Consider the following 16584-nt stretch of genomic DNA (forward strand, 5'->3'; position numbering starts at 1 on the left):
AATCGGGTCGGGTTCGCGAAAACGGGTTGAGTCTGCCGTTGCGTCAATTTCTAGCGTCCCCGCCATGGCAGCGAAGAAGACCCACGAGATCACCTTGAACCTGGAGGCCGGCAACGCCTCGATGATGGACCTCGGCAAGATGCTGGGGCAGACCGGCGTGAACCTGGTCGCGGTCAAGCGCGCGTACGACGAGGGCACGGCCGGGCAGCGCGGCGACGTCGTCCCGGTGGTCGTCACCGTGCGCGAGGACAAGTCGTTCGACCTGCGCCTGAAGACGCCGCCGACCGCGTTCCTGATCCGCAAGGCGTTAGGCGGCAAGGGCTCCGGGCAGCCCGGTCACCGGACCGCCGGGACGCTGAGCCGCGCCCGGCTGCGCGCCGTCGCCGAGCGGAAGCTGCCCGACCTGAACACGACGAGCCTGGACGCGGCGGAGCGGATCGTGGCGGGCACCGCGCGTTCGATGGGCGTGGAGGTCGAGGACTAGGTCCGGTTCGGGCGCAGGGTCCAGACGACGACCATCTCGGCGGTGGTCACGCCGTCCGCGTTGGTGACGGTGACGGTGACCGGGAACTCGGGGCGGGTGCCCGCGTCGAGTTCCGCCACCACCTCGTCGACCGGGCGGCCCAGCACGGCCTCCGCGCGCAGCGCGCCGAGCGCCAGCTTCTTGTACGAGATCTCCGACCGCGCCACGAGCGGGGTGGCCTTGGCCAGGTGCGGGGCGAACGCGGCCATCGCCACCGCGCCCGACGCGGTCTCGCCCAGGCCGAAGATCATCGCCGCGTGGGGGCCCGCGACGTGGTTGTGGGTGGCCGGGTCGTCGGGCAGCTCGGCCACCACCCGGTCGCCGGTGACCTCGGGGAACTCCACCCGGCTGGTCCTGACCCACGGCACGGCCTGCTTCATCGCGTCGGCGACGAACGAGTAGTCAGCGCTCATGCCGCAGATGTTACCGACCGGTAGTCATGAGACGCGAGTCACCGGTTATTTCGTTTGCCAAGACTCTCCGCCGGGTTCATGCTTGTACCCAGCAACTAGTTGGATGATGCAAGCAAACGGAGTGTCCCATGGTGACCCCGGTGAGTGACGACGTGCGGGAAGCGCAGCTCGCCCAGGCCGAGCGCATCGGCATGGCGCTGGTACGCCTCAACAAGATGCACGCCTGCGTCGCCGCGCAGATGAGCAAGGCCGGGATGGACAAGGCCTCGTTCGTGCTGCTCGCGAACCTGATGCACCTGGGACCCGCACGGTCGAGCGCCCTGGCCGAGGCGGTCTTCTCGGACCCCTCGACGGTCAGCCGTCAGGTCGCGACGCTCGTCAAGGAGGGGTGGGTCGAACGCCGGGCGGATCCCGACGACGGCCGGGCCAGCGTGCTGGCCGTGACGGACGCGGGGAGACGCCTGCTGGAAGAGCGCCGGTTGATGCGCAACCAGTCCATCGCCCGGATGCTCGCCGACTGGCCCGAGGAGGACCTGGGGGCGTTCATCGACTACTTCGAGCGCTTCGTCGGTGACTACGAACGGGCGCTGCCGAAATTCATCGCTGAGAGCGGACTGGGGCCGCGCTCAGAAGGGGAGAAGTGATGTCGGAGACGACAACCCGAGCGGAGGCGACACCACCGGGTGCCGCGCTGCTCACCCACCGGCAGATCCTGACGATCCTGTCGGGGCTGCTGCTGGGGCTGTTCCTCGCCGCGCTGGACCAGATGATCGTGGCCACGGCCATGAAGACCATCGCGGACGAGCTCAACGGCCAGACGCTTCAGGCGTGGGCGACCACGGCGTACCTGATCACGGCCACCATCTCGACACCGCTGTACGGCAAGCTGTCGGACATCTACGGCCGCAAGCCGATGTACCTCACCGCGATCTCGCTGTTCCTCGCGGGCTCGCTGCTGTCCGGCATCGCGAACTCGATGTACGAGCTCGCCGCGTTCCGCGCGGTGCAGGGCCTCGGCGCGGGTGGTCTGATGTCGCTGGCCATGGCGATCCTCGCGGACATCACCTCGCCGCGTGAGCGCAGCAAGTACACCGGCTACTTCATGGCCGTGTTCGGCATCGCCAGCGTCGCAGGCCCGGTGGTCGGCGGCCTGTTCGCGGGCCTGGAGACCTTCCTGGGCACCGCCGGCTGGCGCTGGGTCTTCCTGATCAACGTGCCGATCGCGCTGGTCGCGCTGGTCGTGGTCGCCAAGGTGCTCAACATCCCGCACAAGCGGGTGAACCACCGGATCGACTTCATGGGCGCGGCGACCATCACCATCGGCCTGGTGCCGCTGCTGATCGTGGCCGAGCAGGGCCGCGAGTGGGGCTGGGCGTCGGCCACCTCGATCACCATGTACGTGGTCGGCGTGCTCGGCCTGATCGCGTTCGTGTTCGTGCAGAAGCGGATGGGCGACGAGGCGCTGCTGCCGCTGCGGCTGTTCCGCCGGCAGACGTTCTCGCTGGGCAACGCGCTGAACTTCCTGATGGGCATCGGGATGTTCGGCGGCATGGTCTCGCTGCCGCTCTACCTGCAGATCGTGAAGGGCTTCAGCGCCACCGAAGCCGGCCTGATGATGCTGCCGCTCACGCTCGGCATCATGACCGCGGCCGGCACCAGCGGCCAGTACACCGCCAAGACCGGCCGGTACCGGGTGTTCCCGATCGTCGGCCTGGGCCTGATGTCGGTGGTGCTGTTCGCGTTCAGCACGGTCGGCACGGACACCGCGATCTGGCAGCCGCTGGTGCTGATGTTCTTCATGGGCGCCGGCCTGGGCCTGTGCATGCAGACCCTGCTGGTGGCCATCCAGAACGACTCCGAGCCCCGCGACATGGGCGTCGCCACCGCCTCGGCCACGTTCTTCCGGCAGATCGGCGGCACGGTCGGCACCGCGGTGTTCCTGTCCATCCTGTTCAGCACGGTCGGCGACAAGATCGGCAACGCGCTGAACACGGCGTTCGGCAACCCGGAGTTCATGGCCGCCCTGGCACGCCCGGAGAACCAGCAGTTCGCGGCGTCGCTGAAGGACGGCGGGACCGGGCTGAGCCTGGACAACACCGAGTTCCTCGCCACGCTGGACCCGGTGCTGGCCCGTCCGTTCCTGGACGGCTTCTCCGGCTCGATCGACCTGGTGTTCCTGGTCGGCGGGCTGGTCACGGTGGTCGGCTTCGCGCTGGTGTGGTTCCTGCGCGAGGTGCCGCTGTCCGACCGGTCGGGACTGGAGCGGGTGAACGACGAGAACGAGGCCGCGAAGGCCCCGGTCGCCATCCACTGATCCACCGCGTCGAACGACGAAGCGGGCCACCCGTCGGGGGGTGGCCCGCTTCGCGCGTGCTGCGGGTCAGTGGTCCTCGCCGTTGGCGATCGCGTCCTTGAGGCGCTGGTAGGACTTCACGATCTCGGCCTCGGCGTCGGTCCGGCCGACCCAGGTCGCGCCCTCCACGCTCTTGCCCGGCTCCAGGTCCTTGTAGACCTCGAAGAAGTGCTGGATCTCCAGCCGGTAGAACTCGTTGAGGTGGTGGATGTCGCGCAGGTGCTCGCTGCGGGGGTCGTCCGCCGGCACGCAGAGCAGCTTGTCGTCGCCGCCCTTCTCGTCGGTCATCCGGAACATGCCGATGGCGCGCGAGCGGATCAGGCAGCCCGGGAACGTCGGCTCCTGGACCAGGACCAGCGCGTCGAGCGGGTCGCCGTCCTCACCCAGTGTGTTGTCGACGAAGCCGTAGTCCGCCGGGTACTGAGTGGCCGTGAACAGGGTGCGGTCCAGGCGGATGCGCCCCGTCTTGTGGTCCATCTCGTACTTGTTGCGGACCCCCTTGGGGATCTCGATGGTGACGTCGAACTCCACTGCGCGGTCCTCGCTCGTCTTTGACGTTCGTTACGCCACTAGTGTGGACCACGAGGTGTCGTCAACCCTCACCCACGTGCAGGTCGCGGGTGTGACATTGCCCGTAATCAACCCCGGAGGACTGCGTGGCCGACGAGCCGTCCTGGCCGACCGTCGATGGCGACGACCGTGCCGGTGAACCGCCGACCGTGCAGGTCAGGCGGTCGCGACCGGCCGATCCGCCGACCATGCGGCTGCCCGTCCCGCTGCCCGCGAAGCCCCGTTCGGGCCCGTCGCCGGCCACCGGTCGACCGACCCCGCCGCCGGCCGCTGAACCGATCACGGAACGTGAAAGAACGTCGACGCCCACCGAAACGGGCGCCGCCCCCACCGTTCGGGGCACGTCCGCCGCCACCGGATCGGGTGGTTCCGCGCCGCGTGGTGCCCAGCCCGAGAACCCCGGCCAGACCACCACCCCGGTGACACCCGGCCGCGGCGTCCCGCTCGGCCCCCAGACGCCCGCTCGTGGCGTTCCGCTCGGCCCGCAGACGCCCGGCCGGGGTGTGCCGCTCGGCCCGCAGACGCCGGGCCGCGGCGTTCCGCTCGGTGCGCGGGAGAACGGTCCGCAGACGCCTGGCCGGGGTGTGCCGCCCGGCTCGCCGGCGAACGGTCCGCAGACCCCCGCGAGGGGCGTGCCGCTCGGTGCCCAGCCGGGCGGTGCGGAGGCCGCCGGCGCGTCGGCGGCCGGTGTGGCGCGGGACGAGCGGAAGGTCGAGCCCGAGCCGCGCAGCGAGCCCAAGCGGGTGCCGCCCGCCGACGACGGCGTCGTCGAGGAGGCCCCGCGCAAGCGCCCCTGGCTGCTGGTCGGCGCGTTGGCGCTGGTCGTGGTGTTGGCCGGCGGTGCGGTGGTCGGCTGGCAGCAGGGCTGGCTGGACACCGCCCCCACCCCGACGACCGCCGCTCCGCAGCCGCCCGCGCCGATCTCGCTCGCCGTGAAGGGCATCGGCGCGACCGCGCCCGCGCCGTCCGCGACCGGTGTCGGGGCCGCGCTGCGCGGACCGGCCAACAACGGCGCGCTGGGCACGCTCACCGGCACGGTGGTCGACCCGGCGAGCGGCACCACCCTGTGGAAGCAGGGCGAGACGACCCCGCTGACCCCCGCGTCGACGGTGAAGGTGCTGGTCGCGGCGGCCGCGCTGCTCACCCTCGACCACACCGCGCAGCTGTCCACCAAGGTCGTCCAGGGCGACCAGCCCGGCACGGTCGTGCTGGTCGGCGGCGGCGACCCGACGCTGTCGACGTTCCCGGTCGACCGCGGCACCGTCTACCCCGGTGCGGCGACGCTGGACGACCTGGCGTCCCAGGTGACCAAGAACGGCCCGGTCACCCAGGTCCTGTTCGACGTGAGCCGGTACCGGGGCGAGGGCATGGCCCCCGGCTGGGACCCCACCGACGTGCCCAACGGCTACGTGGCCCCGATCGGCCCGCTGATGGCCGACGGCGGACGCCAGGACCCGACCCTCCCGGACACGCCCCGCTCGGCCACGCCCGGTGCCGCGGCGGCGTCCGCGCTGGCCGCCCGGCTGGGCGTGACCGCGGTCGGGGCGGGCACCGCGACCGCCGGCGCCAAGGTGCTCGGCGAGGTGAAGTCCGCGCCGGTGGACCGGCTGGTCGAGAACATGATGCAGATCTCGGACAACGTGCTGGCCGAGACGCTGGCCCGGGAAGTGGCGCTGGCCAAGGGCCAGGAGCCGACCTTCGCCGGTGCCGTGGCGGCCGTGCGCGCCGTGCTCACCGAGAACGGGTTCGACCTGACCGGCGCCGAGGTGGTGGACGCCTCCGGGCTCTCGCCCACCGACAAGGTGCCCGCCCGGCTGCTCGGCGACCTGCTGGTGGCCGCCGCCAAGCCCGACGCCGCCGACGCCCGCACGGCCAAGCTGCGCCCGCTGCTGACCGCGCTGCCGGTCGCCGGCGGCAGCGGCACGCTGGCCGGCCGCTACGACACCGCCGGCGCGGCGGGCAAGGGCTGGGTGCGGGCCAAGACCGGCACGCTGACCGGGGTGAACTCGCTGGCCGGTGTCGTGGTCGACGTGGACGGGCGGCTGCTGGTGTTCGCGTTCATGTCGCTGAGCCCGACCGACGCCAACACCGTGCGCGGTGGCCTGGACGAACTCGCTTCGGCGCTGCGGGGCTGCGGGTGCGCCTGACGGCGCGTCGGGCAACGTCGGAGTGTCGCCGGCCCCGGCGGCGCAGGTAGCGTCAGCGGGGTGAGCGCCTCTACGCAGGATCACCGGGCGGGGAGCGAACCCGTCGACTGGGAATTGGCCGTCGCGACCGCCGACCGGTTGGTCCGGCCCGGACCTGTGGTGCCCCGCGCGGAGGCGGACATCGCCGTCGGGCGGCTGCGCGAGCAGGCGATCGACGCCGAGGTGCACGTCCGGGAGCTGACCGGGCTCGGGCACGGGCTGCCGCTCAGGGCCGGTGAGGTCGTGGACCGGCCGGGCTGGGTGCGCGCGGCCGTGCAGGGCCTGGCCGCGCTGACCGACGGTGCCCTCCCGCGCCAGTCCGGGGCGTTCAGCGGGGTCCTCTCGGGTACCGCGGGCGTGCAGGCGGGCGTGGTCATCGCGTTCCTCAGCGGCCGGGTGCTCGGCCAGTACGACCCGTTCTCCGACGGCGGCCGGCTGCTGCTGGTCGCACCCAACATCGTCGGCGCGCAGCGCGCGCTGGACGTCCCCGGCGCGGACTTCAGCATGTGGGTGTGCCTGCACGAGGGCACGCACCGGCTCCAGTTCACCGCCGTCCCGTGGCTGGCCGAGCACTTCGCGGGCCAGGTCGCCGCGCTGCTCGGCTCGATGGACGAGGGCGTCGCGCCCCGGCTGCGCGACCTGCCCCGCCGGCTGCGCGAGGCGGGCGGGTTCGTCGACCTGCTGCAGAGCCCGGCGCAGCGCGAGCCGCTGGACCGGCTGATCGCCCTGTCCACCCTGCTCGAAGGCCACGCCGACCACGTGATGGACGCGGTGGGGCCGGAGGTGGTGCCGACCGTCGGGGTCATCCGCGAGCGGTTCACCGCCCGGCGCAAGGGCGGTGGGGTGCTGGACCGGATCCTGCGCACGCTGCTCGGCGTCGAGGCGAAGGTCCGCCAGTACGCGGAGGGCGCGGCGTTCACCCGGCACGTGGTGGACCGCGCGGGCATGTCCGGCTTCAACGCGGTGTGGACCAGCCCCGAGACGCTGCCCACCCGGGCCGAGATCGCCGACCCGGCTGCCTGGCTGCGCCGCGTCTCCCCGTGAACGGGCCGCTGGCCGAGGTCCGCACGGCCGTCAAGCGGTTCCTCGCCGAGCACCGCCCCGACCGGGTGACGGTCGCCGTGTCCGGCGGCGCGGACTCGCTCGCCCTCGCCGCGGTGACCGCGCGGCTGGCGCCCGGCGCGCGGGCCGTCGTGGTCGACCACGGCCTCCAGGACGGGTCCGCCGAGGTCGCCGACCGGGCCGCCGGCACGTGTGAAGGGCTCGGGCTGGCAGCGGAGGTCCGAAGGGTCCTCGTGTCCGGTCCGGGCGGCCCGGAGGCCGCCGCCCGGCGGGCCAGGTACGCCGTGCTGCGCCCGGAGAGCGGCGTCGTGCTGCTCGGCCACACCAAGGACGACCAGGCGGAGACCGTGCTGCTCGGGCTCGGGCGGGGTTCCGGGGCCCGCAGCATCGCCGGGATGCGGCCTTACGACCCGCCGTGGGGCCGCCCGCTGTTGGCCGTCGCACGCGAGACGACGAACGCCGCGTGCGCCGAACTGGGCCTCACGCCGTGGGTCGACCCGCACAACTCCGATCCGGCGTTCACCCGCGTCAGGCTGCGCCGCGAGGTGTTGCCGCTGCTCGAAGACGTGCTCCAGCACGGCGTCGCCGACGCCCTGGCCCGCACCGCCGCGCAGCTGCGCGAGGACTGTGACGCATTGGACGAAATCGCCCGGCGCTTCGCCGGCGACCCGCGCGCCGCCGACGACCTCCACGACCACCCGCCCGCCCTGCGCAGGCGGGTGCTGCGCCTGTGGCTGCTCGACGCGGGCGTGCCCGAGTTGTCCGACTCGCACCTGCGGCGGGTGGACGCGCTGGTGGGCGAGTGGCGCGGACAGGGCGGCGTCTGGCTGCCCGGCGGCTTTGTGGCACGCCGCGTGCATGGCAGGCTGGTTGTCGAACGGCCTGATGAACCACCGGTTGAACCAGTTCAGTCATGACAAAAAGGGGACCGTCCGTGTACGACGGCGACATCGCCTCCGTGCTCATCACCGAGCAGGAAATCAGCGACAAGGTCACCGAGCTGGCCAACAAGGTCGGAGCCGACTACCCGGCCGACGGCGGGTCGGACCTCGTCCTGATCACCGTGCTCAAGGGCGCGGTGATGTTCATGACCGACCTCGCGAGGGCGCTCCCGGTGCCCGTGCAGCTGGAGTTCATGGCGGTCAGCTCCTACGGCTCGTCCACCTCGTCATCCGGCGTGGTGCGCATCCTCAAGGACCTGGACCGCGACATCGTGGACCGGGACGTGATCATCGTCGAGGACATCATCGACTCCGGTCTGACGCTGTCCTGGCTGCTCAAGAACCTGGCGTCGCGCAAGCCGCGCTCGCTGGAGGTGTGCTCGCTGCTGCGCAAGCCGGACGCGGTGAAGGTCGACGTCCCGGTCAAGTACGTCGGCTTCGAGATCCCCAACGAGTTCGTCGTGGGCTACGGCCTCGACTACTCCGAGCGCTACCGCGACCTGCCCTACATCGGCACGCTGGAGCCGAAGGTGTACAGCAGCTGAACCCGACGGGCCGCGCCGTTGTCGGCGCGGCCCGACCGGTCTAGCAGTTCGGGCGGCAGCGGCGTTGCGAGATGGCGTCGAGCAGGACGGTCTTGATGTCCTCGGGCTTCATGGCCTGGTAGGACTTGCCGCCGGTGGCATCGGCGATCTGCCGCAGGGCGTCCAGGTCGGCATCGGGGCCCAGGCCCACCATGAACATCGGCACGGGGCGGGCCGGGTCTACCTCGCGGCGCAGGGTGTCGAGGAGTTCGGGCAGCTTGGTGGTCGAGATGTCGTCGTTGCTGCCGTCGGTCAGCAGCGTCACCGAGTTGATCTTGTTCGGGTTGAACGTCTGCTGCGCGTTGCGGAACGCGGCCAGCACGGTGTCGTTCAACGACGTCCCGCCGCCGACCATGGCCGGGATTGCGCCCGCGCCCTTCTGCAGCTGGTCCCGGCGCGGCGCGCCGCCGATCGGCTCGCCCAGCGGACCGGTCGGCACCAGCTCGACGTACCCCTTGGGCCTCTTGTTCGTGGAGAACGCCCAGAGCCCGATCTCCGAGGTGTCGGGCAGCATGGACAGCGCGGTCAGCGCGGCCTCCTTGGCGGCGTCGACCCTGGTCAGCTCGCTGCCCTGCATCTTCTCCGCCATCGAGCCGGACACGTCCAGCACGGCCAGGATCCGGGTGTCCAGGCTGATCGCGCCCCATGTGCCCAGCAGCTCCGCGACCTGGTCCGGGGTGGGCGTGCGGAGCAGGGTCACGTCGTCGCCGCGCAGGCCGTCCTGCTCCGTGGTCCAGCCCCGCGGGGCCTTGCCGTCCGGGGTGCGGAAGCCCGCCTCGGCGAACCGCTGGGCGGTCCGGCCGCCGCGCAGGGCCTCCTCGAAGCCGGCGGCGGCGGCCGCGGTGCCCGCCATCTCGCCGGTCCGGCTCACCCGGACCACCGGGAAGTCGAAGCCGATCGTGCCCTCCTTGGGGTGCGACCCGACCACCCGCCGCGACCCGGCGACCCGGTTCGCGGCCAGCACCGCCTGCTCGGAGGCGGTGAACACCGGCGCGTTGTCGGCGCCCTGCACGACCTTGCCGAACGCGTCGCGCACCGACGGCGGGGCCTCCCGGCCGATCCGCAGCAGCGCGCCGACCAGCTCCGGCTTGGGCGTGCCGTCCGGGTTGCCGAGCTGGGCGCGGATCACCGCGAGCGTGGCGAGGCCCTCGGTCGAGGTCGTCGGGTCGGTCAGCACCACCGGCACCTCGGGGTCGACCACGCGGGCCCAGCTGACCGGCGTGATCGGCCAGCCCAGCGCCGTCATCGCCCCCTCGGAACCGGTGATGACCAGCGGTGACGAGGCCAGCGACGGCTTGATCTCCAGCCGGGGCGCGTCCGCGCCGCGGTCACCGGCCTGGCGCCGGCTCTCGGCCGCCCACATGGTGGAGTCCGGGATCCACAGGGCGGGCGGGTTGATCTGCGCGGTGGGCAGCTCGTGCGCCACGTCGGCCGCGCCGCGCGCCTCGACCAGCACCTGGACGCACTTGCCCTCGACGACCGGCTGGCCGGCCTGGTAGTCGTCGGCCGCGCCGCGCACGACCTCCTCGGTCGCCGGGGCGACCGCGACCTTCAGCGGCAGGGTGCCCTTGCAGTCCGGTCCGCCGGTGGCCTGGATCGCGACGACCGTGACGCCGGCCGCCGCCAGGACGCCGATCAGCGCACCGATCGGGAGTGCGGTCCGGCGTGCGCGGCCGGGGGGACGCTCGGTCCGAGCTGACATACCGTGAGTACCTTCGGGTCGTTGTTCACTCTTTCGGGTGGGCGTTGAACACTCCGTAGCTGCCGAGGATGGCACGGGAGGTCCGGGCACCGGGTGCTCGTGGCACACGTCACCCGAATGAGCCTCACTTCCTTGCTACCTGCTAGTAACGTCCTACCCCACGTAAGTGTTACGGCCGGTTCGTCCGCCCGGTTCATGATCTTTTGGGCGTTGGCTGGACCCGTCTGACCTGCGAACCGTGTTCGCGGTCACGGCGGGGAACGCTTGACCGGTCTCGTCCGTTGGTCCCACGAGACGTGACAGCCCCCAACGCGGAGCACTCCGCCCGCGCCTCGGGCGGTAGGCTGGTCGGACGGGTCGTGCCCGTCCGCGCCCGTCACCAAGTCAGGGAGGGTCGAGGCCGCCCGCCGGCCGTAAGTGAATGGACCGCAAGCGCCTGCTTCGCAACCCGCTGCTGTGGATCGTGGCGGTGTTGCTGCTCTACTACGCCTTCACCGTGCTCTTCGACGACGCACGGGGGTACACCCCGGTCAAAACGTCCCAGGCACTGGAGCAAATCCGGGACGGCAAAGTCAAAGAAGCCACGATCGAGGACAAGGAGCAGCGCCTCAAACTGACCCTCAACGACGGGGTGACCTTCGAAGGTCACAACCGGTTGATCACGCAGTTCCCGGCGAGCTCCACCGACGAGATCTTCACCATCCTCACCGGGACCGGCGACCAGCCGGGTTCCACCGGCAAGCCGACCGTCGAGACCAAGGTCAGCCAGGACTCGTTCCTGATGCAGATGCTGCTGTACCTGGTCCCGCTCGGCCTGCTGCTGCTGCTCCTGATGTGGATGATGAACAACGCCCAGGGCGGCGGGAACCGCGTCCTGAACTTCGGCAAGTCCAAGGCCAAGCAGTTGTCCAAGGACATGCCCAAGACGACCTTCGCGGACGTCGCGGGTGCCGAGGAGGCGGTGGAGGAGCTCTACGAGATCAAGGACTTCCTCCAGAACCCCGGCCGCTACCAGGCGTTGGGCGCGAAGATCCCGAAGGGCGTGCTGCTCTACGGCCCGCCCGGCACCGGCAAGACCCTGCTGGCCAGGGCCGTCGCCGGCGAGGCCGGGGTGCCGTTCTACTCGATCTCCGGCTCGGACTTCGTGGAGATGTTCGTCGGTGTCGGCGCGTCCCGCGTCCGCGACCTGTTCGAACAGGCCAAGCAGAACGCCCCGTGCATCATCTTCGTGGACGAGATCGACGCGGTCGGCCGCCATCGCGGCGCGGGCCTCGGCGGCGGTCACGACGAGCGCGAGCAGACCCTCAACCAGCTGCTCGTGGAGATGGACGGCTTCGACTCGCGCGGCGGGATCATCCTGATCGCCGCGACCAACCGGCCCGACATCCTGGACCCGGCGCTGCTGCGCCCCGGCCGCTTCGACCGGCAGATCCCGGTGTCCGCGCCCGACCTCAAGGGTCGCAAGCAGATCCTGCGGGTGCACGCCAAGGGCAAGCCGTTGGCCGCGGAAGCCGACCTCGACGGCCTGGCCAAGCGCACCGTGGGCTTCTCCGGCGCGGACCTCGCGAACGTGATCAACGAGGCCGCCCTGCTCACCGCCCGCCAGAACGGCACCGTGATCGACAGCGCCGCGCTGGAGGAGTCGGTCGACCGGGTGATCGGCGGTCCGGCCCGCAAGAGCCGGATCATCTCCGAGAAGGAGAAGAAGATCACCGCCTACCACGAGGCCGGGCACGCCCTGGCCGCGTGGGCGATGCCGGACATCGACCCGGTCTACAAGGTCACCATCCTCGCCCGCGGGCGGACCGGCGGTCACACGCTGTCCGTGCCGGAGGAGGACAAGGACCTGATGACCAGGTCCGAGATGATCGCCCGGCTGGTGTTCGCGCTCGGCGGCCGCTCGGCCGAGGAGCTGGTCTTCCACGAGCCGACCACCGGCGCGTCCAACGACATCGAGCAGGCGACCAAGATCGCCCGCGCGATGGTCACCGAGTACGGCATGTCCGCGCGCCTCGGAGCCGTGAAGTACGGCCAGGAGCAGGGCGAACCGTTCCTCGGGCGGACCGCGGGCCGGCAGGCGGACTACTCGCTGGAGGTCGCGCACGAGATCGACGAGGAGGTGCGCGAACTCATCGAGGCCGCGCACACCGAGGCGTACGAGGTGCTCAACACCTACCGCGACGTGCTCGACTCGCTCACGCTGGAGCTGATCGAGAAGGAGACCCTGCACCAGAAGGACCTGGAGCGGATCTTCGCCGCCGTGGAGAAGCGCCCGCGGATCACGAAGTTCAACGACTTCGGCAACCGCACGCCGTCGGACAAGCCGCCGGTCAAGACCCCGGCGGAGCTGGCGAAGGAGCGCGGCGAGCCGTGGCCCCCCGCCATCGAGGACACCCTCCAGCAGGAGCTGCCCCCGGCGCAGGACCCGGTGCCCGCGCCGCCCGCCGCGGTGCCCAACGGCAACGGCACGCCGTACCAGCCGCAGCAGCCCCAGCACCCGACGTCCGGGCCGCCGAACTACGGCGCGCCCCCCGGCTGGACCCCGGCCACCGTCCCCGGCAGCGGCCAGCCCGCCGCCCCGTGGCAGCCGGAGCACACCGACGCGGACGCGGGGAAGCGGACGTTCGACGCGGATCCGGACCACCGCACGTGACCGAGATCGACCAGGCCGGCCTCTCCGTCACCGGGGAGGCCGGCTCCACGAGGCGGACGTTCGACCAGAAGCGGGCCGAGGCGGCGGTGCGCGAGCTGCTGCTCGCGTGCGGCGAGGACCCGGACCGCGAAGGGCTCCAGGAGACGCCGGCGCGGGTCGCGCGGGCCTACCGGGAGCTGTTCGCGGGCCTGTACACCGACCCGGACTCGGTGCTGGCGAAGACCTTCGACGAGAGCCACGAGGAGCTCGTCCTGGTCACCGACATCCCGATGTTCTCGTTCTGCGAGCACCACCTGCTGCCGTTCCACGGGGTGGCGCACGTCGGGTACATCCCCAACGAGCACGGGCGGGTGACCGGGCTGTCCAAGCTGGCCCGGCTGGTCGACCTCTACTCCAAGCGGCCCCAGGTGCAGGAGCGGCTGACCTCGCAGGTCGCCGACGCCCTGGTGCGCCGGCTCGAACCGCGCGGCGTGATCGTCGTGATCGAGGCCGAACACCTGTGCATGGGGATGCGGGGTGTCCGCAAGCCCGGCTCGCGGACCACCACGTCCGCCGTGCGCGGGATCCTGCGGTCCTCCGCCTCGTCCCGGGCGGAGGCCATCGAGCTCATCCGCGGGCGCACGCGGTGAGCCTGCCTCGGCCGGGGCACTGCGTGGTGATGGGTGTCGTGAACGTGACCCCGGACTCGTTCAGCGACGGCGGCCGGTACCTGGGCCGCTCGGACGCGGTCGAGCACGGGGTCGCGATGTTCCGGCGCGGCGCGGACGTGATCGACGTCGGCGGCGAGTCCACCCGGCCCGGCGCGTCCCGCGTCGACCCGGCCGTGGAGGCCGCGCGGATCGCCCCGGTGATCCGCGAACTGGTCGCCGAGGGCGTGCCGGTGTCGGTCGACACCATGCGCGCCGAGGTGGCGGTGGCCGCGTTGGAGGCGGGCGCGTCGATCGTGAACGACGTCTCCGGCGGGCTCGCCGACCCGGAGATGGCGTCGGTCGTGGCCGCCGCCGGGGTGCCCTACGTGCTGATGCACTGGCGCGGGCACAGCCGCGAGATGAACCGCCTCGCCGTGTACGACGACGTGGTGCGCGACGTCCGGGACGAGCTGTGCGCCCGGGTCGACGTCGCGCTGGCGGCGGGCGTGGCGGCGGACCGGATCGTGCTCGACCCCGGGCTGGGGTTCGCCAAGAACGCCGACCACAACTGGCAGCTGCTGCACCGCTTGGACGAGCTGCTGGCCCTGGGGTTCCCGGTGCTGGTCGGGGCGTCCCGCAAACGTTTCCTCGGGTCGCTGCTGGGCGACCGCGCGCCGGCCGGCCGCGAGGACGCGACGGCCGCCGTGTCGGCGCTGGCCGCGTTCGTCGGCGCGTGGGGCGTGCGGGTGCACGACGTGGAAAAGTCGCTGGACGCCGTCGCGGTGGCCCGCGCCTGGCGGGCCGGGCGTGGTGGGTTCTCCGGCGGAGGTGGCTGAGGTGGCTGATCGGATTTCGTTGCGCGGGCTGCGGGTGCGCGGGTTCCACGGCGTGTTCGAGCACGAGAAGCGCGACGGGCAGGACTTCCTGGTCGACGTGACGGCGTGGCTGGACCTGTCCCGCGCGGCGGCCACCGACGACCTGCGGGAGACCCTGCACTACGGCGAGCTGGCCGAGCGGGCGGCGGCGATCGTGGCCGGCGGGCCGTACGACCTGATCGAGACGGTCGCGGGCAAGGTCGCCGACGAGGTGATGACCGACCTGCGGGTGCGGGCCACCGAGGTGACGATCCACAAGCCGGCCGCGCCGATCCCGCTGACCTTCGAGGACGTGTCGGTGACCGTGCGGCGGGAGCGCGGGTGAGCCGCGCGGTCCTGTCCATCGGCTCGAACCTGGGCGACCGGTTCGGGTTCCTGGAGCAGGCGGTGGCCGGGTTCGCGGCCGAGCTGGTCGCGGTGTCCCCGGTCTACGAGACCGCGCCGTGGGGCGTGACCGACCAGGACGACTTCCTGAACGCGGTGCTGGTGGTGTCCGCCGGGCTCGGGCCGTGGGACTGGCTGCGGCGCGGGCAGGAGCTGGAGAACGCGTCCGGCCGGGTGCGGACCCTGCGGTGGGGGCCCCGGACGCTGGACGTCGACGTGGTGACTGTGGACGGCGTGACCTCCGACGACCCGTCGTTGCTGCTGCCGCACCCCGGCGCGCACGAGCGGGCGACGGTGCTGGTCCCGTGGCTGGACGTCGAGCCGGACGCGGTGCTGCCCGGCCACGGCCCGGTGGCCGACCTGGTGGCGGCGCTCGACGTGACCGGCGTGACCCGCCGCGACGACCTCCGACTGGGCTGAGCCCGGCCTGTTCTCGGCTCTCCTCCGGGTTGGTTCGGGGCTGGGGTCCAAGGCTGGTCCAGGGTTGGTTCAGGGCCGGAGTTCGGGGTGCACCTGCGGGCGTGCGGGGTTAGCGTCGGCGCGGGAGGTCGGCGATGAGCAACGCGGTCACGTACGACGCCGCGCGGCGGCGGATCACGAGCCTGGTCACCACCGGCGACACGGCGGCCGAGGTCGAGGCGTGTCCGGGGTGGACGGTCAAGGACGTGGTGGCGCACCTCGCCGCCGGGCTCGGCGACTTCGCGAACGGGCAGTTCGACGGGGTCGAGACCGGCGAGTGGGGCGAGCGGCAGGTCCGCGACCGCCGGGACCGCGCGCTGGGCGACCTGCTGGTCGAGTGGGAGCGCAACTTCCAGGTCGCCGAGGGGCTGTTCGACTCGCCCGCGGGCGCGGTGCTGATCGCCGAGGTCGTCGAGCACGAGCACGACATCCGGACCGCGCTGGGCCGGCCCGGCGAGCGCGACAACGTGGCCGTGCGGGCGGCGCTGACCAGGCCGTTGCAGGAGGTGGACCAGCGGTTGCGCAGCCGGGAGCTGCCGGCGCTGCGGATCACCCTGGAGCACGGCGACCGGATCGTCGGCGAGGGCGACCCGTCGGCCACGCTGCGCACCTCGTCGTTCGAGCTGCTGCGGGTCGTGGGCGGGCGGCGCAGCGAGAGCCAGATCCGGTCGCTGGACTGGGACGGCGACCCGAGCCGGTGGCTGGCCGCGCTCCAGCTGTTCGGCACGCGGGAGACCGCGCTGGTCGAATGACACCATGGGGTGCGTGAGGTTCACCAAGCCCCGTGACCTGCTCGCCGCCGGACTCGTCGCCGGCCTGCTGGCGCACCTGCTGCTCCGGCTCGCCTACGGCACGCTGCCGCCGCTGCCGACCTTCGCCGGGTTCACCCTGCTCGTCATAGCGGCGGTCGACCTGGTGCTGGCGTTCTCGCTGCGCGCCCGCATCCAGCGCAAGCCCGGCAGCGCGCCGGTCGAACCGTTGACCGCGGCGCGGGCGGTGGCGCTGGCCAAGGCGTCTTCGGTGCTCGGCGCGATCATGGCCGGCGCGTGGGCGGGTGTGCTGGTCTACGTGCTGCCGGTGCGCGGCGAGTTCGAGGCCGCCGACCACGACCTGGTCAGCGCGATCGTCGGAGTCGTCAGCGCGGTGGCCTTGATCGGTGCCGGCCTGTGGCTGGAGCACTGCTGCAAGACCCCCGAAGATTCCCACCGGGACGGGTGAATACCGGTGCGGAGGTCTCAATCGGGTAACTG

Annotated in this window: 17 protein-coding genes; 14 read left to right on the top strand and 3 right to left on the bottom strand. The window is 72.1% G+C overall.

Going from position 1 to position 16584, the window contains the following annotated elements:
* Nucleotides 1-64 precede the first annotated feature (64 nt).
* Nucleotides 65-484: an uL11 family ribosomal protein gene (locus tag BN6_RS01665; RefSeq protein ID WP_015097785.1), complete on the top strand. Its 420-nt coding sequence runs from the start codon at nt 65-67 to the stop codon at nt 482-484.
* On the opposite strand, the gene BN6_RS01670 is transcribed toward BN6_RS01665, so the two are convergent.
* Nucleotides 481-936, bottom strand: coding sequence for a DUF4442 domain-containing protein (locus BN6_RS01670; protein WP_015097786.1), 456 nt, complete (start codon nt 934-936; stop codon nt 481-483). The genes BN6_RS01665 and BN6_RS01670 overlap by 4 nt on opposite strands.
* A gap of 140 nt (nt 937-1076) precedes the next feature.
* Here BN6_RS01670 and BN6_RS01675 point away from each other — a divergent pair, with 140 nt between their 5' ends.
* Both BN6_RS01675 and BN6_RS01680 read left to right on the top strand, forming a co-directional pair.
* Nucleotides 1077-1580: a MarR family winged helix-turn-helix transcriptional regulator gene (locus BN6_RS01675; protein ID WP_231904945.1), complete on the top strand. Its 504-nt coding sequence runs from the start codon at nt 1077-1079 to the stop codon at nt 1578-1580.
* Nucleotides 1580-3250: an MDR family MFS transporter gene (locus BN6_RS01680; protein ID WP_015097788.1), complete on the top strand. Its 1671-nt coding sequence runs from the start codon at nt 1580-1582 to the stop codon at nt 3248-3250. The genes BN6_RS01675 and BN6_RS01680 overlap by 1 nt, the downstream gene beginning before the upstream one ends.
* 66 nt (nt 3251-3316) lie before the next feature.
* Here BN6_RS01680 and BN6_RS01685 read toward each other — a convergent pair whose 3' ends face one another.
* A complete protein-coding gene (locus tag BN6_RS01685) occupies nt 3317-3820 on the bottom strand; it encodes an inorganic diphosphatase (protein ID WP_015097789.1) in 504 nt (167 codons plus the stop codon).
* A gap of 458 nt (nt 3821-4278) precedes the next feature.
* Here BN6_RS01685 and dacB point away from each other — a divergent pair, with 458 nt between their 5' ends.
* Genes dacB through hpt form a run of 4 tightly spaced genes read left to right on the top strand, consistent with a single transcriptional unit; the run spans nt 4279 to nt 8593 of the window.
* Nucleotides 4279-6006, top strand: a complete 1728-nt coding sequence (gene dacB, locus BN6_RS01690) for a D-alanyl-D-alanine carboxypeptidase/D-alanyl-D-alanine endopeptidase (RefSeq protein WP_148302702.1) — start codon at nt 4279-4281, stop codon at nt 6004-6006.
* A gap of 60 nt (nt 6007-6066) precedes the next feature.
* A complete protein-coding gene (locus tag BN6_RS01695; protein WP_015097791.1) occupies nt 6067-7089 on the top strand; it encodes a zinc-dependent metalloprotease in 1023 nt (340 codons plus the stop codon).
* Nucleotides 7086-8024 (top strand): tRNA lysidine(34) synthetase TilS, encoded by a 939-nt coding sequence (tilS, locus tag BN6_RS01700; protein WP_041311650.1) that lies wholly within the window; start codon nt 7086-7088, stop codon nt 8022-8024. Before BN6_RS01695 ends, tilS begins: the two co-directional genes overlap by 4 nt.
* 17 nt (nt 8025-8041) lie before the next feature.
* The gene (gene hpt / locus BN6_RS01705; RefSeq protein ID WP_015097793.1) at nt 8042-8593 is read left to right on the top strand and encodes a hypoxanthine phosphoribosyltransferase; all 552 of its coding nucleotides are present in this window, start codon (nt 8042-8044) and stop codon (nt 8591-8593) included.
* A 40-nt stretch (nt 8594-8633) separates the two neighbouring features.
* Here the strand turns inward: hpt and BN6_RS01710 are convergent, their stop codons facing one another.
* Nucleotides 8634-10334, bottom strand: a complete 1701-nt coding sequence (locus BN6_RS01710; protein ID WP_015097794.1) for a substrate-binding domain-containing protein — start codon at nt 10332-10334, stop codon at nt 8634-8636.
* A 421-nt stretch (nt 10335-10755) separates the two neighbouring features.
* Here BN6_RS01710 and ftsH point away from each other — a divergent pair, with 421 nt between their 5' ends.
* The 7 genes from ftsH (at nt 10756) to BN6_RS01745 (ending at nt 16552) form a co-directional block, all read left to right on the top strand.
* Nucleotides 10756-12987 carry an ATP-dependent zinc metalloprotease FtsH gene (ftsH, locus tag BN6_RS01715; RefSeq protein ID WP_015097795.1) on the top strand — a complete coding sequence of 744 codons (2232 nt, stop codon included), beginning with the start codon at nt 10756-10758 and terminating at the stop codon, nt 12985-12987.
* A gap of 5 nt (nt 12988-12992) precedes the next feature.
* Nucleotides 12993-13616, top strand: coding sequence for a GTP cyclohydrolase I FolE (folE, locus tag BN6_RS01720; protein ID WP_051075920.1), 624 nt, complete (start codon nt 12993-12995; stop codon nt 13614-13616).
* A gap of 29 nt (nt 13617-13645) precedes the next feature.
* The gene (gene folP / locus BN6_RS01725; RefSeq protein ID WP_015097797.1) at nt 13646-14452 is read left to right on the top strand and encodes a dihydropteroate synthase; all 807 of its coding nucleotides are present in this window, start codon (nt 13646-13648) and stop codon (nt 14450-14452) included.
* 1 nt (nt 14453) lies between these two features.
* The gene (gene folB / locus BN6_RS01730) at nt 14454-14816 is read left to right on the top strand and encodes a dihydroneopterin aldolase (RefSeq protein ID WP_015097798.1); all 363 of its coding nucleotides are present in this window, start codon (nt 14454-14456) and stop codon (nt 14814-14816) included.
* Complete coding sequence (gene folK, locus BN6_RS01735; protein WP_015097799.1) at nt 14813-15295, top strand: 2-amino-4-hydroxy-6-hydroxymethyldihydropteridine diphosphokinase; 483 nt, start codon at nt 14813-14815, stop codon at nt 15293-15295. The genes folB and folK overlap by 4 nt, the downstream gene beginning before the upstream one ends.
* Before the next feature lie 134 nt (nt 15296-15429).
* Nucleotides 15430-16086 carry a maleylpyruvate isomerase family mycothiol-dependent enzyme gene (locus BN6_RS01740; RefSeq protein ID WP_015097800.1) on the top strand — a complete coding sequence of 219 codons (657 nt, stop codon included), beginning with the start codon at nt 15430-15432 and terminating at the stop codon, nt 16084-16086.
* Between the two features lie 13 nt (nt 16087-16099).
* Nucleotides 16100-16552 carry a DUF3180 domain-containing protein gene (locus BN6_RS01745; RefSeq protein ID WP_041315868.1) on the top strand — a complete coding sequence of 151 codons (453 nt, stop codon included), beginning with the start codon at nt 16100-16102 and terminating at the stop codon, nt 16550-16552.
* The last annotated feature ends 32 nt before the right edge of the window (nt 16553-16584 follow it).

It is taken from the genome of Saccharothrix espanaensis DSM 44229 (genome assembly GCF_000328705.1).
GTDB lineage: Bacteria > Actinomycetota > Actinomycetes > Mycobacteriales > Pseudonocardiaceae > Actinosynnema > Actinosynnema espanaense.